General features: G+C 35.6%; 22 protein-coding genes and 2 tRNA genes. 1 reads left to right on the top strand and 23 read right to left on the bottom strand.

What is annotated here, in order from left to right:
- Positions 1-494: 494 nt before the first annotated feature.
- The 23 genes from ACGHIN_RS07545 to ACGHIN_RS07435 all read right to left on the bottom strand — a co-directional run bounded on the left by ACGHIN_RS07545 (position 495) and on the right by ACGHIN_RS07435 (position 19,178).
- Positions 495-908, bottom strand: coding sequence for a hypothetical protein (locus tag ACGHIN_RS07545; RefSeq protein WP_390452251.1), 414 nt, complete (start codon positions 906-908; stop codon positions 495-497).
- 527 nt (positions 909-1,435) lie between these two features.
- On the bottom strand, positions 1,436-2,950 hold the full coding sequence (locus ACGHIN_RS07540; RefSeq protein ID WP_390452250.1) for a hypothetical protein: 1,515 nt from the start codon (positions 2,948-2,950) through the stop codon (positions 1,436-1,438).
- Positions 2,943-3,500: a 3'-5' exonuclease gene (locus ACGHIN_RS07535; RefSeq protein ID WP_390452249.1), complete on the bottom strand. Its 558-nt coding sequence runs from the start codon at positions 3,498-3,500 to the stop codon at positions 2,943-2,945. Before ACGHIN_RS07535 ends, ACGHIN_RS07540 begins: the two co-directional genes overlap by 8 nt.
- 11 nt (positions 3,501-3,511) lie before the next feature.
- Complete coding sequence (locus ACGHIN_RS07530; RefSeq protein WP_390452247.1) at positions 3,512-4,117, bottom strand: hypothetical protein; 606 nt, start codon at positions 4,115-4,117, stop codon at positions 3,512-3,514.
- Positions 4,117-4,749, bottom strand: a complete 633-nt coding sequence (locus ACGHIN_RS07525; RefSeq protein ID WP_390452245.1) for a hypothetical protein — start codon at positions 4,747-4,749, stop codon at positions 4,117-4,119. Before ACGHIN_RS07525 ends, ACGHIN_RS07530 begins: the two co-directional genes overlap by 1 nt.
- Positions 4,750-4,876: 127 nt before the next feature.
- A tRNA-Cys gene (locus ACGHIN_RS07520) sits at positions 4,877-4,949 on the bottom strand.
- 168 nt (positions 4,950-5,117) lie between these two features.
- Positions 5,118-5,216, bottom strand: a tRNA-OTHER gene (locus ACGHIN_RS07515).
- A gap of 340 nt (positions 5,217-5,556) precedes the next feature.
- A complete protein-coding gene (locus ACGHIN_RS07510) occupies positions 5,557-6,033 on the bottom strand; it encodes a hypothetical protein (RefSeq protein ID WP_390452243.1) in 477 nt (158 codons plus the stop codon).
- Positions 6,026-6,211 (bottom strand): hypothetical protein, encoded by a 186-nt coding sequence (locus tag ACGHIN_RS07505; protein ID WP_390452241.1) that lies wholly within the window; start codon positions 6,209-6,211, stop codon positions 6,026-6,028. The genes ACGHIN_RS07510 and ACGHIN_RS07505 overlap by 8 nt, the downstream gene beginning before the upstream one ends.
- Before the next feature lie 26 nt (positions 6,212-6,237).
- A complete protein-coding gene (locus ACGHIN_RS07500) occupies positions 6,238-7,128 on the bottom strand; it encodes a GREB1-related protein (RefSeq protein ID WP_390452239.1) in 891 nt (296 codons plus the stop codon).
- Positions 7,118-7,726: a ParB N-terminal domain-containing protein gene (locus ACGHIN_RS07495; protein WP_390452237.1), complete on the bottom strand. Its 609-nt coding sequence runs from the start codon at positions 7,724-7,726 to the stop codon at positions 7,118-7,120. Before ACGHIN_RS07495 ends, ACGHIN_RS07500 begins: the two co-directional genes overlap by 11 nt.
- A 65-nt stretch (positions 7,727-7,791) precedes the next feature.
- The gene (locus ACGHIN_RS07490; RefSeq protein WP_390452235.1) at positions 7,792-8,610 is read right to left on the bottom strand and encodes a hypothetical protein; all 819 of its coding nucleotides are present in this window, start codon (positions 8,608-8,610) and stop codon (positions 7,792-7,794) included.
- Positions 8,607-9,086, bottom strand: coding sequence for an ASCH domain-containing protein (locus ACGHIN_RS07485; RefSeq protein ID WP_390452233.1), 480 nt, complete (start codon positions 9,084-9,086; stop codon positions 8,607-8,609). Before ACGHIN_RS07485 ends, ACGHIN_RS07490 begins: the two co-directional genes overlap by 4 nt.
- On the bottom strand, positions 9,083-9,586 hold the full coding sequence (locus tag ACGHIN_RS07480; RefSeq protein WP_390452231.1) for a hypothetical protein: 504 nt from the start codon (positions 9,584-9,586) through the stop codon (positions 9,083-9,085). Before ACGHIN_RS07480 ends, ACGHIN_RS07485 begins: the two co-directional genes overlap by 4 nt.
- A 112-nt stretch (positions 9,587-9,698) precedes the next feature.
- On the bottom strand, positions 9,699-10,037 hold the full coding sequence (locus ACGHIN_RS07475; protein WP_390452229.1) for a DNA cytosine methyltransferase: 339 nt from the start codon (positions 10,035-10,037) through the stop codon (positions 9,699-9,701).
- Positions 10,038-10,060: 23 nt separating this feature from the next.
- Positions 10,061-11,608 carry a DNA cytosine methyltransferase gene (locus tag ACGHIN_RS07470; protein ID WP_390452228.1) on the bottom strand — a complete coding sequence of 516 codons (1,548 nt, stop codon included), beginning with the start codon at positions 11,606-11,608 and terminating at the stop codon, positions 10,061-10,063.
- 1 nt (position 11,609) lies between these two features.
- Positions 11,610-14,378 carry a DNA methyltransferase gene (locus ACGHIN_RS07465; protein ID WP_390452226.1) on the bottom strand — a complete coding sequence of 923 codons (2,769 nt, stop codon included), beginning with the start codon at positions 14,376-14,378 and terminating at the stop codon, positions 11,610-11,612.
- Positions 14,375-14,815, bottom strand: coding sequence for a RusA family crossover junction endodeoxyribonuclease (locus tag ACGHIN_RS07460; protein ID WP_390452224.1), 441 nt, complete (start codon positions 14,813-14,815; stop codon positions 14,375-14,377). The genes ACGHIN_RS07465 and ACGHIN_RS07460 overlap by 4 nt, the downstream gene beginning before the upstream one ends.
- A 72-nt stretch (positions 14,816-14,887) precedes the next feature.
- On the bottom strand, positions 14,888-15,361 hold the full coding sequence (locus tag ACGHIN_RS07455) for a hypothetical protein (RefSeq protein WP_390452223.1): 474 nt from the start codon (positions 15,359-15,361) through the stop codon (positions 14,888-14,890).
- Positions 15,333-16,307 carry a P-loop NTPase family protein gene (locus ACGHIN_RS07450; protein WP_390452221.1) on the bottom strand — a complete coding sequence of 325 codons (975 nt, stop codon included), beginning with the start codon at positions 16,305-16,307 and terminating at the stop codon, positions 15,333-15,335. Before ACGHIN_RS07450 ends, ACGHIN_RS07455 begins: the two co-directional genes overlap by 29 nt.
- A 122-nt stretch (positions 16,308-16,429) precedes the next feature.
- The gene (locus ACGHIN_RS07445) at positions 16,430-17,347 is read right to left on the bottom strand and encodes a Lin1244/Lin1753 domain-containing protein (protein WP_390452220.1); all 918 of its coding nucleotides are present in this window, start codon (positions 17,345-17,347) and stop codon (positions 16,430-16,432) included.
- Between the two features lie 6 nt (positions 17,348-17,353).
- Positions 17,354-18,577 carry a DEAD/DEAH box helicase gene (locus tag ACGHIN_RS07440; RefSeq protein WP_390452219.1) on the bottom strand — a complete coding sequence of 408 codons (1,224 nt, stop codon included), beginning with the start codon at positions 18,575-18,577 and terminating at the stop codon, positions 17,354-17,356.
- A gap of 1 nt (position 18,578) precedes the next feature.
- Positions 18,579-19,178, bottom strand: a complete 600-nt coding sequence (locus ACGHIN_RS07435) for a hypothetical protein (RefSeq protein ID WP_390452217.1) — start codon at positions 19,176-19,178, stop codon at positions 18,579-18,581.
- 109 nt (positions 19,179-19,287) lie between these two features.
- Between ACGHIN_RS07435 and ACGHIN_RS07430 the strand changes: the two genes are divergently transcribed.
- Positions 19,288-19,547, top strand: a 260-nt coding sequence (locus tag ACGHIN_RS07430; protein WP_390452215.1) for a hypothetical protein, incomplete at its 3' end; no start/stop codon positions are given.

Raw genomic sequence — 19,547 nt, 5'->3', positions numbered from 1 at the left:
TTATTTTTAGGTTTAATAAATTTAGGTTTAAGGTTTTTCTTTCCGTTGGGGAGTAAGCCGTATTTTTTCATCATTTTATCTTTGTATTTGGTTCTAAAAATCTAAAAACGATGATAGTAATCGGAGTAATAATGGAGAAAAGATTTCCAAATATTAAAAAAGTTACTCTTCCTTCCTGATTCCACTTTGTAAAATCAATTGTGAGCCAATAGAATGACCACATAAAGAAAAATATTAATAAGCCAATAACATAGGCAGTAATGCTAATAATTGCAGTTTTCATGAGTATTTTATTTTTAATGAATTAATAGTTATAGTTTGGCGTTTTTGATTTCATTATAATCAAATTTTGTAATGACATAAACTGTATTCTTATTATCATATTTTTTCAATTCAAATTTCTTTGAGAATAAAACATCATAAATCGCCCATATTCTAAATGACTAAATAAGTTTTCTGTTCTTAAATTTCATATCCTTTATTGTTTAAGCCACTCAATTACCACCTTGTTTTACCGTTCTTGGAGATTGAGGCGGGGGAGGTGGAGGCGGTGGTGTTTTTGGTACTTGATTTTCTTTTTTTGTTCTAGGCTGAGCAGGTGTAGGGGGCAAAGGGATGTTACTATACTCATCAATGTATATTACTTTAGGATACTTCTTAATGTCCTCCAGAGCCTTTTTTGCTTCTCCTAATGTTAGATACCATGAATCTTTTAATTCTAAAAGCATATATGGTGAACAAGGAACTATACCTCTTTTGTCAACCTTTTTCCATTTTTGTACTTTTACTTCTTTCATCCAAATAACGATTCCTAAAAATCGAATTGGATGGCCTTCGTATGTGCTAACCTCTTTTTCTATTATGAATCTATTTTCCGATTCCTGAACTATTCTAAAATTTCCTTTCATTTGGTTATTGTTTTTTTTGAATTGACATTTGTTCTAATTGATATCTATTATTGATCTTATCGCAATCCGGAACAAGCTCGTTTCCTTTGAAAATATTTACATAATAACAAACATGGCATTGAATGTTTGCGGTTCCGGTTTCGTAGTTAAAACGGGTCCTCGTTTTAACTGGAATTAAAAAAACTCCATCATCATTAGCAATGACGGTATTACACCTATTACACATTACTTCTGTTTTCATCTTAGAAATCTGATTTTTAAGTTCTGTTTTTGATTACCAATCAGGATCCGGAATATTATAAATTCATCGATGTCCTGCTTATCGGTAATTATTTTAGTTATTAGTTTTTTATCTTCGGTCTTAATGAAAGTGTGTATGCAATCACAATGATCTTTATCAATGAAAATAACTGGGTCGTTAAATTCAATTGAGAATTCAGACATTGAAACTCCTATCTTGACATCGCTCTCAAAAGCAAAATCTTCAGGATAATATTTTACATTATGTATTTCAGTAACTATCATAATTATGCAGCAAAAAGGAATTGATAATTAACCCACATATAATCCAAGCCCAAAGTCAAAGCGTCTTCCGGATCATCGTGCTTATCGTCAGAAGTGCCATTTTTATTGAATTTCTTAAGGTGCTTTTTAGCCTTTTCTAATGATGTATTATCTTCATCTTTTAAGAATGAAACGAATTTTATGAAATGAGCTTTGGCAATAATTCTAGCGAGCTTATTTGATTTTGCAGTGATGGGAATTACAGCACATGGTATCTTTGTCTCAATTTCACCAATGAAAGTTTGCTGGTTATTTTGTTCGATAACGGCTACCTGGACCTTATTTTGAATATGTTTTTCTATGTAGAGTTCTTTTAAATTTTTAGCTGAGATCTGTTCCAGTATACAGTCGAAAATAAATAATCTTCCCTGATATAGGGCCCAGAACCACGTGCAGAAATAATCATTGCCATCTGATTGGTTTGCATCAGTGGAAGAGAATAAAAGATCTGCATTATCAATAAGAAATTTCTTATCCATTTCAACCTCAATAATTCCATTCGGATACATTAAACCGTCAGCTGCTTTTGGATCTTGCTGATATTGGGCTTCAAAAACAACATCATTCTGATCACGTAAAACTTTTAATTCATCAATTGTGTGTATGGCCGGACATAAAGCATTTCCATCTTCATCGATAGCCTGTAGTCTTAATATCTCCCAGCCTCCCTGTTTAATTAAATGCCCGCTCAGATCATTTGGGGCAATCCTTTGCTGAATGTTTATTATAGGAGTATGTCTCGAGTTTACACGGTTTTTAATTGTTGAATCGTAACGAAGATTTATTTTATTAAGAGCCAAATTACTTTCCGCATCTTCCGGCTTGTTACCGTCGTCAATAATAATTGCCCCGCCAAATAATTCAGGGGGATATCCGATTTGATCTATTTCTGCCAAGGGGTTTTCCGTAGAAGATACTAAGAAGTCTTCAAAATCTTCATCCATTATCTCATCAGGATCATCTTCATATTCTTCCGGAGAACTTCCGGCCCCGAATCCGGTTACCTGACCTCCGGAAGCGGTGGCATACAGCCCGCCGCCTTCGGTTGTGTACCATTTTTCCTTTGCCTTACTGTCTTTTTTGATTTGTACTTCTGGAAACAAGTATTGATATTCAGCGGACGTGATGATATCTTTTATTGCCTCTGAATTATCCAAAGCAAGACTTTTAGAATAAGAAAGATGGATAAACTTTGCTTTACCTTTGGTAATAGCCATTGAGTAAGCAACGAACATTTTTACGGCTATTTCTGTCTTTCTATACCTGGGAGGCATATTGATTATTAAGCGTGTTGTTTTACCTCGTAATACATCCTCCATTTTATCTGTAATTTTTAACTGATAATCGTAGAGGTTCGGTTTGTACCCGCTATATTCTTTTTGAAAGTAGTAAATGAAATTTTCGAAAGAAGAAAGAACAAAATCCTTCAGGATCTCTGTAGGTGTTTTTCTTTCTGATATGTTGGGATTTTTAGTCAAGTCCCTGTAAGTGTTTAAAGAGTTCTAAGGTAGCATACGCATCTCCTAAAGCCGAGTGAGCTTTTTCGTTTTTAATTTCAAAGTGATTGCATAAGCTTTCCAATGAGTAGGATGGAAGGAAAAGCTTTTCTTTGGCAAGAAGCATTGTATCTTCAGACTGGAAGTGATCTAAAAAGGCGTTTTTTTGATTAAATCTTTCGCACAGATAATTTAATACTGGGAAATCAAATCTTTTAGAGTTATGTCCAATAATTGTAATTTCGGGTCTTGCAGATTTCACATGGTATAATTCAGCTATGAAAGCTCCAATCACATCTGTTACATCTTTTCCTTTAGTTTCGAGATCCGAAATACAAATACCATTTACAGCCATGGCATCTGGATGGTAAACGACTAGCTCATCACTGTCCTCCTGGCAGTATGGTTTTATAAGGTAGTGGAAAGTATTAACAACCGTAAAATCTCTTTCGGCAATTACCATTCCGATCTCACAAACTCCATTTTTAGTTTTTGAGAATCCGCCAGTTTCAGTGTCTATTGATACGTACATTGAATAAAATTTTAGCGTTTTTCACAAGCAGTTAATGGGATTTCACATCCAATATCAACACTTACCCAGTGAGATTCAGTACCATTATCTTCATCCTTGTAAACATCGAAAGCAGTTTGTTCTGTTCCTTTGAACTTATTTACAAATCCAGACATTTCTTTTTCATTAAAACCATGTTTAACGAGTTCCTCCATTAGATTGTCTTTAATCCAAATTTTATCACCTTTTGCAATGATTGTTGTTTTAGTCCAATCGATATTTAATACACAACCATGTCTTTTTGATAATTCTACTTCACCTGATTCCAAATCTTTAAGACATTCATCAATATCTTTTTGCTTTGAATAGTCATAATGGTTGAAAATTAGATTATTTGGAGCTTTCCAGTTTTCTTGAAAATCAATGATACTATAGACTGGGTTATCCTTCAATCTATTATAAGCTTCTTTTTTAGATGGACTTGCTCCTCTTTTAACCTCAAATGCTAATAGGTCATCATCTTCTTTCTTGTCGAAATCTCTCGTTACAATTGCATATCTATTTGAGGCTGCTTTTACTTCATAAGGCAGATTTTCTCCTATAAAATAAACACGTTGATTTTTTCTTAATGTATTCATTATTTAGTAGAGTTTAGATTGTGGTATAAATTTGCTGCATAAGCATAATAGGCTTTATTGAAAAGCTTTACGGGACTTAATACATCTTTGTGGATGAATTTACCATCCTTAACCTTTTTTACATTCAAATTTTCGTCTATATACAAAAGACCTGCATAATTTGGAACTTCGTCTGGCTTGATCAGACCTTCGGGAACTGCATAAAAGAATTTGTTCGGAAGTTTTAAATTATTCATTTCTCTGATCTCAATTTTTGAGTAAGGGGTGTAAGAAAGATGAATATCCATTTCATTATATCTTCTATGTCTGTAAGACATTCTTTCTTCTGCAATTACTAATTCAGGAAAATGTTTGCAGAACTCCCAAGAAGGTTCTAACAATCTTGATAAGCCTCCCTTTTCAATGTATAATCCCTTTCCTGCATCATTCTTTTCATGGATCTCGTGCTTTGGTTTTTTAAAATCAGCTTTAAAATCGGATCTACTTACTTTGACCTCTACTTCATAGCAATAACCATTTTGTAAAAAACTTAACCAATCACTTTCGTTATCAAAATAGAAAACATTGATAAATTTATATAGATGAGAATGCCAGTTCTTCAATAAAGCTTTTTGTATAATTTTCTCTGTCATACAAATGTTGTTTAAAAAGCCCGACCGGAATATTCCAGCCGGGCTAAAAACTAATAACCATGAAAACTCAAATTAAACATGAGAATCATAACACGGCCACAATTTCCTGTAGTTTAACGCCATGTTGTGGAAAAGGGTGGATTCGAACCACCGACCTTGTCGTTTGCACCGTCATGCTCTAACCACTGAGCTACTTTCCCGGTTGCCGGTGCTTTCCCGGCTGTCAGAATATTTTTACCGTTTAGTGTGCTAATACCTGTCTGTCTTGTCATATCTCTATTCTTTCCAAGATGTCACCAGTTGTTTCAGGATACCGGAACCTCACACATAAGCTACTTATATTCGTTCTCGCGCTGCTTAATAGGTTGTAGAGAAGACAGGATTCGAACCTGTAACGCATTTCAACAGATTGTTGCCTGCTATATCGCGGTCATGACTCCGGCGTCTACCAATTCCGCCACTTCTCCAGATCACACTTTCGCTTTTTAGGGTTAGGAAACGGCTTCTCTGATAACGACACCCCTCACTTTGGTTTTAATTCTTAAATGAGAAAAGAATTTTGAAAAAGCTCTGGGCTTCACAGCAGAGAGCTTCACTAAACACAAAATATTAATATGAAAAAAAGTTTGTATTAACGAAAAAAAGCACTGTTTGAACTTCTGCGCTGATTGGGATGCTTTGAATAATAAACGTTCTTTGAATTCGGTCCTTGCTAATCCCTTTCTAAAGTGCTTTAGCTTACTAAAAATTAACTTTGTAAAGTTAGTAAAAAGTATTCTAAAAGAATACTTTTTTGAATAAAAAAAATTACCTTTTCTTGATATCTTTTTTAGGTTTGTATTTTTGTTGTACGAATTCCAAATAATCTTTTTCCTCCTCTTCAGATTGAAAACGAGAAGTCTTAATTGGATTATTTTCTTGCCCTCCTAAATTTAAATTTTGAGCCACTTTCCCTTCTGTTCTTTCGAGAAAAGTTGTTATTGTCTTATTATCCCCTTGAATGGCATTTTTAATAATTGTTATAGCGATCAATTCATTTATTGATGCTTTGCTCTTAATAGAGCCTTTCTGAACTTTCTTTTTTCCGTCTTTGAAGACAGTAATTTCAAAAGTCACATCATTACTATCTCCGTACTCCTTTAGGAAGTCTGAAACATTTTTAGATTTCCTGCCATTATTTTCGGGCTGGTTTTCTGTAGAGAATCTATTCCCCTCAGTATTTCCTTTTGTAAATCGACCGTTGTTATCCCGTTGTTTGTCCATCGGTGTATTTTTATTAATCATCAATCATTCCGTCCATTAAGTCAAGAGTGTCTTCCCAGGCTTCTATTTTCGCTTTTATTTCAACGTATTCCTGCTTATGTCTTGGAGAAGCAGATCCACTATCGATAAGAACTTCCAGATCTTTCTTTTTCTCTTTGGCTCTTTTCACCTTATTTTTTAAAACTTTTTGTAAGTCCATGAGTTTTTTATTTTCGGGTTTCATACCTAAGAATTTTTATCTAAGGTAGTAATATTTTTAATTTCCATTCCGTAGTTGTTCACCCCCGGTGAAATATCTATTTGTTTTCTAATGAACTTATTTTTTTTGAAAGGGGTGTAGTCAACATGATGATGAATTCTTTTGAACTTATATACTAATCTTGAATATTGTGGGTATACGTCTACGAGCATTTTCGATTTAGGAAGTGTTCCTTCTTTAGCGTAAAATTCTCCGGTGTTGCCGCCCTTCAAAACTTGTGTTCTCAGTTTCTCCTGCAGAAAAGCGTAAAATTGTACAGTACAAAGTCCAGCAGTAAGAATATCAAGAGATAAAATAGTGTCTTCATTATAACGGCCTCTCCATCTGAAAGGGATATCATTTCGGATCAAATTGCAGCTGTAAATTCTCGTGTTAGGAATGAAGGGAGCTGTCTTCTGCTTTGAGCATGCAAACATGAAATAGTTTGGGCCACCCATGACAACATTTTCATATCTCATGCAAAAATCTTCCATTGCTGCAAATATGGCTCCGGTCTCTACCCTAATTTGTCGGTTGCGGTTCCATCGGTAGAAGCTTTGAATATTATCATCCATAACCCAGTGCCATTCAAATCCGTTCTTCATTGAGTGATCCCAGACAAAGTTTCTGGCTGGTCCGGGTCCCTTACTTTTAGTGTTTCCAAGATCGTCAAGGGTTTCGTAGTTATCCTGGAAAGTTTTATCCAAAATCAATAAGGTAACATAAGGGTTTCCTTTAGTATGTTTCCTATACAAGTCATATTCCTGTTCCTCAACAACTATATAATGATCAACTTTCATTCTGGAAAGTGATTCACTTGTCAATCGAATCTCATATCGACCTTTGGAAACGATGTAAATAGTAAATTTATTCTTCATCTTTGTACCTTAAATCTTTTACATTGTCAGGTTTCTTTTCCGGGAACCAAATAGATTTCGTATCCCTTGTTATTTTAGCGCCGATAAGCTTAGCGAATGCAAATCTATCCTCATCATTTTCGAAGGAAACAATTACCCTGTTTTTAGGTAATAAATCTTCTTGTTCAAACTCTGGTATGTCTTCCCATTCTTCCGAAGGGTTATTTTCTCCAACTTCTTTTGGGATAAAGTCAATTTTATCAAATCCTATATCTTCAAGGAAACCTATTTCAAAATCGTCTGAAAGGAGCTGAAAATCAAATTCAGATTTATCGTTTGCGAGATTATCAATAATTGCCAATTGTTTTCTCGCTTCATCATCCGTAGATAAATCAGTTCTCTTAACAGCAATTAAAGTTTTTCCGTCAGTTTCTATAACCTTGATAGGGATACCCAATTTCTCAGCCTGAGTATAGGTTTCATTTCCTGCTATAATTTCATCTTCATTGTCGATTAGGATAGATCGACCCGCACCGAATTCTGTGAGAGATTTATTTATCAACTCTTGATTTTCTTCAGAGTGTTTACGATAATTACGTCTATCTTTCTTGATACCCATTTTTTCAATCAATTATAACACAAATATACAAAAAAGTATTCTAAAAGAATACTTTATGAATGAAATTAGAATTTGCTTTGTGGAATATTTCGTGATTTCTTTCTGGGTTTCATTTCCCAATTGTAATCAAGCTCATAGTTGTGGGAGTTGCCTTCCAGATCATACTTATCTTTGCTGAATGAGATTTTAATAAAGGTCCGCATACCCTCCTCAACATTTTCATTCACTTTGTGGATATTAAACTGATCCAATCTAAGAATAGAATAATTCGGATAGGTGACTTCATTTTCCGGTAACGCTTGCTCCTGCATTTCTTTCAATGAAAGCTGATCATCTAAAGTTAGATTAAATCTGGTAGAATTAAAAATGGTTGGGTTCCGGTCACTCCAGATATAATTTATATCATCGGTCATAAATCCGTCAGAATGATATCCGGGGCGGTTCATTGGTTTTTCCTTCGAAACGTATTGTCTTTTGGCCGTCAAATAAATGTAGGAATTGTAAAACTCTTCCTTTCCATAAGTGTCTTTAAAATCCGTCACGATTTTAGCAATAAGGGATAAAAAAACATTGAGCCTTTTTTCAATCTGCAAAACCTGACTTTCTGGGAACTTTATTGGAAGATATTGGTAAAACATCATTTCTTTTGCGCAAACAAAATCCCAATCGGTGGCTATTAACTTCGGTAGATCGCCATAAGATTTAATAAATGTTGCTTTTCCTGAAATAAACAATTGTTCGAAGGCGGCTTTTCCCATACTGTCTAAGGAACCTGGATATTTTAGGTTTTTAAACAGAATTTTTTTATCAGAAATGTTAGTTATTTGAAATTCTAATCCGCTGTATCTGAATTTCATTTCTTCGGTGTAATTTAAATTTTTCATAATAAGTTATTTTCAAATTCCCAGAAAGAAAGCTTCCCTTTCACATTTAGTATTGGTTTCTCATAGTGTACAGCATTTGCTAAAACCCAATTGTAAATTGGTTTATCAAAATAATATTGTTTATCTGCAAAGGCTCTACTTGAAGTCTGTTCCGCCCAGATACTTTCATGATTTATCACACAATCAATGATGTCAACTTCTCCTATAATTGCAGAAGTAGGAAGTTTATCAAAAATTTGTTTTGGATCCAAAAGTGAAGACAGATGATTGTCATATTTTTCCAAAATTTCGTTCCATTGAGCATCTGTGTAGATTGGCCCATGATTTCCCGCGTCAATAGGTTTTGGAACCCATAAAGCAGATGCATGAATATAGATTCGACCCCTAAAATTTGTTTTCCATTTCCGGTTTTCAATGTCTTTGATTCCATGAGCAATAAGAGAAGCCCACGGTTGTTTTATACTTAAAGTTTTCATGATTTCTGATTTAATGTAGCTTTGTTTATGAACTGATCTTTCCTAAGTTTATATGTATTAAATTGCCATTCTAAAAGTTTTTGATAAGCACTAAACTGGTTTATTGCTCTATATGGTTTACCTTTTTTATTAGAGTAACAACATATTGTCAGATCATTATATATCTCTAGTGTTCCCGTTACCACTCCATTACTCCCAAACTCCTGTCCCCACCCAAAGTCTCCATTACTTGGATCTCCAATTGCTTCCTGACCATAATAAACCATATCACATAATTTCTTAATTGGCACAAAATTTTTCCCTGCATGCTCTATTTCTTTAGTGAGATAGGAGAGGTCATAAAGGTGAAGCCTAATAGTATCCAGATGTTCAGCATCATTCAATACTCCTGCTAAATTATCATGATCTAAAATAAATTCTTGATCATTTGAAATGTCCGTTATCGTTACGTTATACGGCAGATAAGCCGAGTAAATTCGTAGTAGCTCTTCTTTTGTCATGGCTAGTATATTGGGGGATTAGGTTCTTCAATTTTTTTGTAATGTGTTACATCGTTGAAATAATACCTACAGTCATTATCAACAAATTTCATTTTGTGGTTTACCCAATATACTACAAGAGTATCATCACTTGTTTTAATCCAAAACCATCCACTTTCTTTTGGAAAATCTTCACTTTCAATCTTAATCCAGCCATTGTTGTTTTCGATTCCGGAAAGAGAAACAGGGCGTTTCCGATGAATTTTTTCTGATCTGCCTGGGTTCCTATCAAAACATAATCTTTAGGGAATCCCATAATTTCTTTTAACTCCTGGATCTTCAGCATTCTCATTTTGATGTCCATTAGACCATAAAAAGCCATGAATTCTTTTATCTTCATCATCATTGGAGAATCATTTTCATAGACTTCATAGACAATGAAATTTCCTTCAATTTTTATAAATGGTAACATTTCCCCTTTTTGAGTAATTTCCATTAAATATGGAGGGGTTTATCCATTCTTGCAATTAATGTAAAGCAAGGTTGATTAATATCGTTTCCAATTCTACCATACTGAGCATCCATTAAGTAGTGCCATTTACGGTTTGCGGTGATGGTTGGTGCAGGTTCCTCAATATTGCTTCCAATATTTTTAAAGTTGGTATTCATCAACCATTCTGCGGAAACTTTGGCGTATTTAGGATTAGTGGTTACAGCTCCCAGAACTGTATCTACTGAAGATGGCTTGCTTTTTCCGAATTGCTGATCTATAAATGTTACCTGACCTCCAAAACCTCCACATTTTTCACAAGGTTCTTTTAGGTATTTGATTTCAGTCGTAATCCATGTATGTCCACAGTCACAATGTAAAATAACTGATTCATTTAATGATTGGGGAGTTACCAACGCAAAACGATCTTTTGTTAAGACTGTAGGGCAAGGGTCTTCTAAGTCTTTCGGTTCATCTTTGTAATTGTAAGAACATAAAAATTTAGGGTTTATGAATGCCAACCTATCTTTAGTTGTGACAGTAGGAGATGGTCTATTAACAGAATGATTATGACCGTTACCGTAGTAAGCTGACAAAAACTGTGTACTTACTACGCCCAACCTTCCCTGACAAGATACGGTTGGACATGGATCATCAATACTTGGTGGAATATGTTTTTTTGTTTTACCATTAATTGAATTATATTTCAAAAGCCACTTTTCTTTTCCTCCTGCAACAAATTTTATTAATCCTTGGTAAATTCTTTCGAGTGTTGCCTCAACCAAAGGTTTCTTTCTGGTGAATATACTTTCACCTTCATCAGAAAAATCCAGAACCTCTTTAACTGGCCTCCATTTTTCAAGACTTTCAAACAATCCATTAACCGGGTTTTTAGCGTGAGTCGGTTCCGGCCATACAATTGGAAATTCCGGTTTATTAAATTGTGCAAAGAACCTTTTACGTGAAGTTAAAGCCCCATAATCAGCCGCATTTAAAATACGATAATCGTAATTGTAACCAAAGTTTTTAATATGATCTACCCATTTAGTAAATAATCTTCCCTTATCCTTGCTGATCGGCTTTCCTTTTTCATCCAAGTCTCCCCAACTCATAAATTCTTCTACATTTTCAATTTGAACAGAATCAGGGTTTATAGCGTCAATATAACGGTCCAAATGTTCTGCAAGAGTTCGGCTGTCAGCATCACGGGCCAAACCACCTTTTGCTTTACTGAAATTGGTACATTCCAAAGAAGCCCAAAGAACCAATTTTGCAAATGGATATTCTTTACGCATTTTGGTTACATATTCAACCAAAGGACCTAATTCAAGTGTTCTAATGTCTTCGGTAAAATGGATCGATTCCGGGTGATTTTCTGCGTGTGAGGCGATCGCATTGGCATCATGATTGACACACGCAATTACTTTTGCACATTTTTCGCCGTGAACCTTTGCTGTTTCAACTCCGGTAGAAGTTCCCCCAGCTCCGCAGAAAAGGTCAACATATAAAAGGCTGATCGAAAGTAGTCCTAGTTTAATATATTTATTTTTCATTTTATAAAGTTTCTTCAAGTAAATCAAATAGAGTAGGCATGTTCATTTTTTCAACCATTGAACGAACATAGAAAAGTCCATCTTTGTAATAATCTGAATTAAGCTCAATTCCGATAGCCTTTCTGTTATGTTTTAAAGCTAAATAAGGGACCGTCATTAATCCACCGAAAGGATCTAATACGACATCATTTTCATTGCTGAATTCAAAAATTAACCTTTCAACAATATCAAACTGCAGTGGGCATACATGCTTTTCCTTTTTCTTTTGGACTTGATTGGCGTTGAGGGTTCTCAATCGGTTGATGTTGGTCCAAACCTTATCGGTTTCCTTTTTGATAGGAAATGTAGATTTTGAGCTTTCCAACTTTCCTTTTTCATCCATAATTTCCAGAAACTTTTGATGTGCTTCATAGTTGTACAACCCTTCATCCTGCCATTTCTTCCAGATTGCCATTATTTTTTCATAACTGCTCATTTTCTGAAGTTCCTCGAATGTTACAAGGCAATTTCCGTTTGAAAGCCATAATCCGGAAGCATCAATCTGCCATTTTCCGCGGGTATATTCTTCTTTAGTTTTTGAAACACGGTTAGGAGCATAGGAATTTCCGGTATTGGTTATTTTCCTGAAGATCAAAACATACTCGTTTGTGCCTTTTCCTAATGAAGTCGCATCCTTGCAGTTTTCGGACCAACCTAATCTGTAGGTCTGTGCATTTTCTGCCACAACATCGGTTAAGATGGTAATTGTTGAAATCAAATGGAATCTTAATTTTAATTTTTCTTGCAATTCTGAAATTGTTAATTCAAAGCCAGATATTACATCCTGAAAAATATCTTTCTGAGATGGAGAAGATTTTATCATTTCACGGAACTTTGCGATCTCATTTTCATAAAATGCAATTTCCTTTTTGATATTTTTTCCGGTAAAGGCATCAATTGTATCAGATGTGAATGATTCTGTTGTTTCGAATGTGGTTCCGTTCTGGTAAGAGTACCTTACACGGTCTTTGACATGGATACAGCACAATCTGCCATCTTCTAAACTGTCATACAACTTTGGAATTAGGAAGTCCATTTGCTCAAAGAATTTCTCATTGCTGTCGTTGTGTCCAAAGTCATTGTAATTATCGGAATATTCATAAAGATTTCCGAAAGGAATGGAGGTTATTACTAAACCTACAGAATTTGATTTAATATCATCCAATGCAATTACACAATCGTTATTGTAAAGAATTGCATTTCCGATTTCAATCTTATCACCTTGATTAAATATTTGTCTTTCCATTTGCATTTTAATTAATTCTGAATTAAGTCCATATTCACGAACTAAAGCGATCATTTCTCGCTGAAGTTCTTTGTGTTTGGCCCACTTTTTAAGAAGCGTTGCAAATACCTCGTCTTCATTATTGGTGTAAATGATATGGATGTTTACCGGCAGGGTTTGGCCAAATCTGTAAATCCTGTGAATTGCCTGGATGAAATCATTGAATTTGTAATCAATTCCCACGAAGATCATATCGCTGCAGTATTCTTGAAAATTACATCCGGATCCTGCGATGCGAGGTTTTGTGATTAAATACTGGAATTTGCCTTCTGAAAAATCCAAAAGTATTTGTTCTTTTTGAGCATTGGTTTGGGAGCCATACACGCTTTTAAAACTTACTCCCCTGGATTTTAACGCTTTTTCCAGTTCATATCTTTCACTTTCCAGATGATGCCAAAGAATGAAATTTTTATCTGGATTAGAATCCAGTATTTCAATCGTTTTTTTAATTCTTTCCGGAATACTTTCCCGCTTCTCTTTTGCTGTATCTAAAAGACTTTTTGTATTGTCTTTGAATAAAACCAGCTTACCGGACTTATTTGTTGAATATTCATCTGAAGTTAAATCTAACCGGTGCTCGATAAAATTCAGTGGAGGCAAATCATACCCTTTATTTTCATACCCTAAATCTGAAGGAGTATTGATAAATACCGCCCAGGTAGAAACCCACTTCCAGAATTCATCTTTTTTGTTTTCCAACAGCTGCAGGTTTCCTGCTTTTTTCGGATCTCGTTTGAAAAATCTTGTTAAAAGATGCCCACGGTCCGCAACCCCTAAATAATCGGCGTAATTTAAAATCTCAATAAAATCATTCGGAGAAGGAGTTGCTGTAGCTACAAATCTGTAAGGAACTTTTTTAAAGTATTTCAAAACATAATTTGTAGTTTCAGTTTTTAGGTTTCTTAATATTGAAGCCTCATCGAATGAAACGCCACTGAAAACTGAAGGATCTATATCGCCCTTTCTAACCCGCTCATAATTGGTGATATATATGGTGTCTGCTCGAAAATTAAATATTCTCGATTCTTGATTTTCAAGAGTATCGATGTACTCATGAACAAAATCATCTTCATATTCGGTTCCGTAATTTTCCTGAACTTTTTGCTCGGCTTGCTGCGTCGCAATATCGTCGGTATCTGTAATGTAAACAATGCTTAAATCTGTTTCGAGCTTTTTATTATCTCGCTTAAATTCCTGAACTACACCTAGGGGGCAAACTATCAAAAATGGCTTGTTTTCCTTGATAATACACTGCTTTCCGATTTCAAGCTGCATCATTGACTTACCCAATCCAAAAGAAGCGAAAATTGCCCTTCTTCCTCCCCTCAGACACCATCTTACAATATCCGGTTGATGTAGGTGTAATTTTGGTGACACCATTTTTACTTCAAATCCGAAGTTTTCAGAAACAATGACTTTATTTTTTAAAAATTCTTCGTATCTCATAATTCTTCAAATTCTAATTCTATTCGGGGAACAGTTCCATAAATTTTTTGACTTTCAACTTTGGCAATTATTGCATCATCGGTAAAAACAATCCCATTTAAAGCATCCATAGTCCCTTTCATAAGGTTATCAGTAAGATCCGGCTTTGTAGTTTTATAAATAATTGATCCTGTTGATAAAGCGTTCATTTTAGCTTTGGTAAAATTCTTCAACGGAGGAAAAACAAATAATACCTTCACTTTGATAGCCTCACTAAAAGGAACGAATTCAGCGGGAAGCTGTGACTTCACATCAAATGCAATATTCCGTTCGTTTTGTACTACTTCTTTTGATTGATACTTTTGCATGAATTGTTGTCCTCCCTTATTTTTTCTTATTGCGAACCTCGCTGACTGTTTTGGCTGTGGAGTTCCTAATATTTTTAGCTTCAGATTCATTTTCTTTATTTTTGGAGTGGTTGTAATTGCTTTTATCTCTTCTGTTTTGGGCGTAAAGCTCTTGGAGAGGCTTTAACCATTCGGGTTTATTTTTTTTTCATTTTTAAGTTTTGAAATTTCTTCTCTCAACTTTTCATTCTCGGATCGGAGTTTCGCATTGTCTGCCCGAAGCTTGAAACATTCATAACTTCTCCTGTTTTTGATCTCGTAAACATTTTCAAGAATAATGCGGACGTAGCTCAATGTATTACTCACGGTTTTCATATCGTGATACCAGGATTTTTTTTGATTTTCTCTCATGGCAAAAACTTCTTTATCCAGTGCTTCTCTGGAACCTGGAATCAGATTGCCTCTAGCCTTTATCATTGCTTTCTCATCGCTTTTATTCAATAAGAATTCGATCATTCCAAAAGCTTTAGTAAGCTTCTCACGGACAATAAACTGTGTCTCTATATCATCCTGAGTTACAACATTATCATTCCATCTGGCCATATAGGCTTTGAAAGCTGCAGCTGTTTCAGAATGGGAAGTCGTCTTCATCGTCATCTTGGAAGTTTCCTGTTGTTGGTTGCGGTGGTCCATTGTCAAATGCTTGTTCTGGTGTAAATCTTAAATTGTGTATATTCAAATTACTTACTGGACTTCGATCATAAAACTTTGTGCAGCTGGCAAAAACGAATTTTGTCACTTCATTTTCAACATAGTCCTCGTAATATCTCCGGCTTTTCCAGTCGAAGTAAATTTCATAAACTCCCCATTTTGCAATCCCTTCCGGCTTTACTTTCAGGATATGGATGTTTGTCTGGTTTTCTTTAACAATTGGACCTATAGAGGGATCATTGTTCGGCTCCGGCCTGTGAACTAAAACCTGAAGCATCGCTTTCCTGTTGTTGTTCTTTCCTCCGTAGAACTCATCTGCCAAAGCCAGCGATTTTTTACGTTTCCCGGTCTTTGGGTCAAAAGTTTTATGAGTGTCCCCTACGTGGTTTACTATGATATCGTACCGGTTATTCTCTTCAGCTTCCAAATTGATCCTATTCAAAACCCTCAATACCTCATCCGCCTTTGGTTCAAAATCATCAACATCGTAAATTGGGTCAATAACAAGGGTGTCAAATTTTATCCCGTAGAACTTCTCGGCTTTTTCCAATTCATTATAGATATTCTCAAGGGTCTGATATTTGGAATCTTTCCGGTTTTGCCTAAAAATGTAGAGTTTATCTAAAAGATAGTGTTCAGCCTCATCGGCCTCAGCTTCTGTCATTGCATAGGGATTCTTAGTTCCATCTGGTCGAATCAGGGAATATGGTTTCCCTTGGTAGAGACCGCAAAAATGGGTAAATACCTTTTCCACATCTCCGGATTCCGTTGTAAATAAAGCCACTTTGAAATTGTGTTTTTCAATCAGCTGCATTACAAGTTCATTTGTGAATTGGGATTTACCATGGTTAGGCTCACCACCAATCAAAATGGTGGTTTTTCTGGATCCCATAATATATTTGCCCTTGTCAAATTGGTTCCATGTGTGAAATCCGAAGTGTACAGGGATCAATTCACCATGTTCGCGTATATGACGCATTTTCCTTTGTACATTACCCTGTAAGTCTATGAAACTCATACATTCCAAACTCCTGCTGGAGCTTCGTTATTTATTGGTTCAACAATTTGCTTAGATTCTGAAGTGTCATTTCCATACTTATCCAGGGTATCAGATCTTGAAAAAAATTCAGGGGTCAGATACTGGCAGCCTGTTCCTTTATGATATTCACTTTGAGGAGCTGTCTTGATTGCTTTTAAAATTGTCTCTTTGGAGTACCCTTCTTTAAGCCTAGCCCGAAAACTTTTTCTTACTTTTTCATTTATTACCTGGAATCCACGCCCGGTTTCTTTGTTTATCAATTGCAAGAGTTTGTTAAAATCAATTTTATCTGATATTGGTTCCTGTGGGGCTTTTGGTGGATCTCCATCACCTTTACCTTCTGATTTTGGTTTTTGATCTTTAGGAATTTTAGGTGGAGAAGACTCGCCGGGAGGCGAAACCGCTCCTTTCTTTTTCTTTCCTTTTATTTCCTTTCCTTTACTTTGTGTACTATTGTTATCATTTATAGAATTAATGTTGACATTAACTTTATTTTTGTAATCATTAATATCAATTAGCATCAATTCTTTAAACATTTCAATGTTTTCTCTCCTTATAACTGCTTCTAAAAATCTACTTTGAATTGCAGACGATGTTAGTATTTGAAACTGATTAAACACGGGCTCATTAAATAACCCCCACTTAACCGACCTCTTAACAATTTCATCGACTAAGCCAACGGATTCACCCATCTTCTTAGCAAACAAAAGTTTCTCTACTTCAGTCCAATTATAGTAGTATCCTTTATCAGCATATATCTTGCAGAAAAGTTTAATCACAACAGCAAAGCCCTTTAAACCAAATTCAGCCTCAACCAGTTCAATTTTATCATCTGAAGCGATATCGGTATCTAATGGGAAATAATCCAATCCTGTTTTTAAAGGTCTTGCCACTTTATTTTATTTTTGAAATGGTACATTCGTGAGCTGCCTCCCATTGTTGGATATGTAATACAATCCTGTAGGAGTTTGCTCTATTTTCATTGTTTCAATTTTCCCGAAGAAATTCACATTTCCTCCCAGATCTACAATCCATGAAGTTTTTTTTGTGCCGTCAGGAAACGTAAATGGTCTCATTGCCCGTCCTACGATCTGGTAGTAGAGTGCCAACGACATTGTACTACGGGCGATAAGGACACATTCTAATTCAGGGTAATCAAAACCGGTAGTAAGTACACCTACGTTTACAACACATTTTATTTTCCCGGATTTAAATTGTGAAAGAATTCTTTCCCGATCTTCTTTTCTGGTAGATCTCGTCAGAATTACAGCTCCTGGAATCCTTTTAGTTACATTTTCAGCTTCTTCAATAAGTGAACAGAAAATAAGAAGGTTCGGTTTTTTAGCCAGTAACCTGCCCGCGTACTTCACAATAATGGAAGGCATATCAATAGATCTGTAATATCTCCTCAAAGACTGTTCTGTGAAATCGGTTCCTGAACTGTTCACCTGAAGCATTGATCTATCCACAACATTAAAAGAGAAATACTCTAATTTGGCCAGATATCCGTTATCGAAAAGCTCACTGTTTTGGATATAGTATAAAACCTCATCAAATACTTTAGGTTTGGTCCTGGTTAAAAATTTCAGTTGAGCGCCCTCTAAAGAATTATGAAGCCTGTAAGGGGTTGCTGTAAGTCCCAATACTTTAGCTTTCGGGAAAGCAGAAATAAACTCTTCGTACATCCCTCCTTTCGGATTTACCAAGTGACACTCATCAATAATTATATGTTCCAGACCTTCAAAAAGGTGCTTTTTATTAATGATGCTGCCGATTGTGCAGAAAGTAACCGGGCCGACCTTTTTCTGACCTGCAGAAGCTGAATAAATTGCAGCTTTAAAGCCTTGACTGATATACTTTGCAAAGTTTTGTTCCAATATCTCTTTGGAGGGCTGAAGTATGATCGTTTTCCCGGTCAATGGAGTAAGCATATTTGCAATGACTACAGATTTACCTGCTCCAGTTGTTAGGATAAGAAGAACGTTCTTTTTTGAGTTGCCCTGGAAGTATCTTATGCCAGCTTCAACCGCTTCCTTTTGATACGGCCTTAAAGTAAATTTCGGCTTTTCATCAATGGTAAATAAATTGGGTGCGTTTTCCTTTACGATTTCAGCTATTGACATATTAATCTACTTTTGCATTTTCAAAATCTTGTTCACTGTCTTCATCTGGGAATTCCATGGAAAGCTGCTCATATTGAGGAGCTGTTTTACCGTTCATATAAGCTTCCACCTGTTCAATTACAGTATCAAGCCTGTTTTTTAACTCCTCAACATACAGATAGTTGCTGTTGTCAAGCTTAATTTTAGGTGTGCTGAATGTAATTGTCCCGACACTTACCACTTTAGATCCGGAAAGAATTACAGATTTGTTTTCTTCGGTTCCGGTAATTTTGAAAGCCGAAACGAAATAGTTATCCAAGTCCTCATGTTCTTCCAATTCCTGAATCGGAGTCTGGTTATTTGACCAGTGAAAAGCTCCATCAACATGTGCAAAGAATACATCTAAAAGCTTAAAAGATTCTAACATATCGTCATGTACAATATGAACCCCTTTCCGGGAAATTTCATCACCTTTCATAAGACCTACAAGCAATTCGTAAGAGTAGGTAAGAAAATGGTCCTTAAGGGATCCTGATTTGATTTCAATTTGCTTTTCTTGATTTACCTGATCAACCAACCACTGTAATTGATCTTCGTTAATTTCGATTGCGTTATTTGACATTTTAATTTATTTTGAAGTGTTAATTTTAAACTGTTTTTAAACTGCTTACATCCGCCAATACAACTCTATTCTCGTAATAGTACCTTAGAATTACTTTATCAGAAATTTTATGTTCAATTGTATTATAGGAATTGATATAAGCGGAACCCCAAGCCTCAACAGTAGCGGAACCCCAAGCCCTAACAGTAGCGGAACCCCAAGCCTCAACAGTAGCGGAACCCCAAGCCTCAACAGTAGCGGAACCCGAAGCCTCAACAGTAGCGGAACCCGAAGCCTCAACAGTAGCGGAACCCCAAGCCTCAACAGTAGCGGAACCCCAAGCCCTAACAGTAGCGGAACCCCAAGCCTCAACAGTAGCGGAACCCCAAG

The organism is Chryseobacterium barbadense, assembly GCF_042849955.1.
Lineage (GTDB): Bacteria > Bacteroidota > Bacteroidia > Flavobacteriales > Weeksellaceae > Chryseobacterium.
Note: the sequence above shows the minus strand (reverse complement) of the source record. Positions and strands in the feature narration are given on the sequence as shown.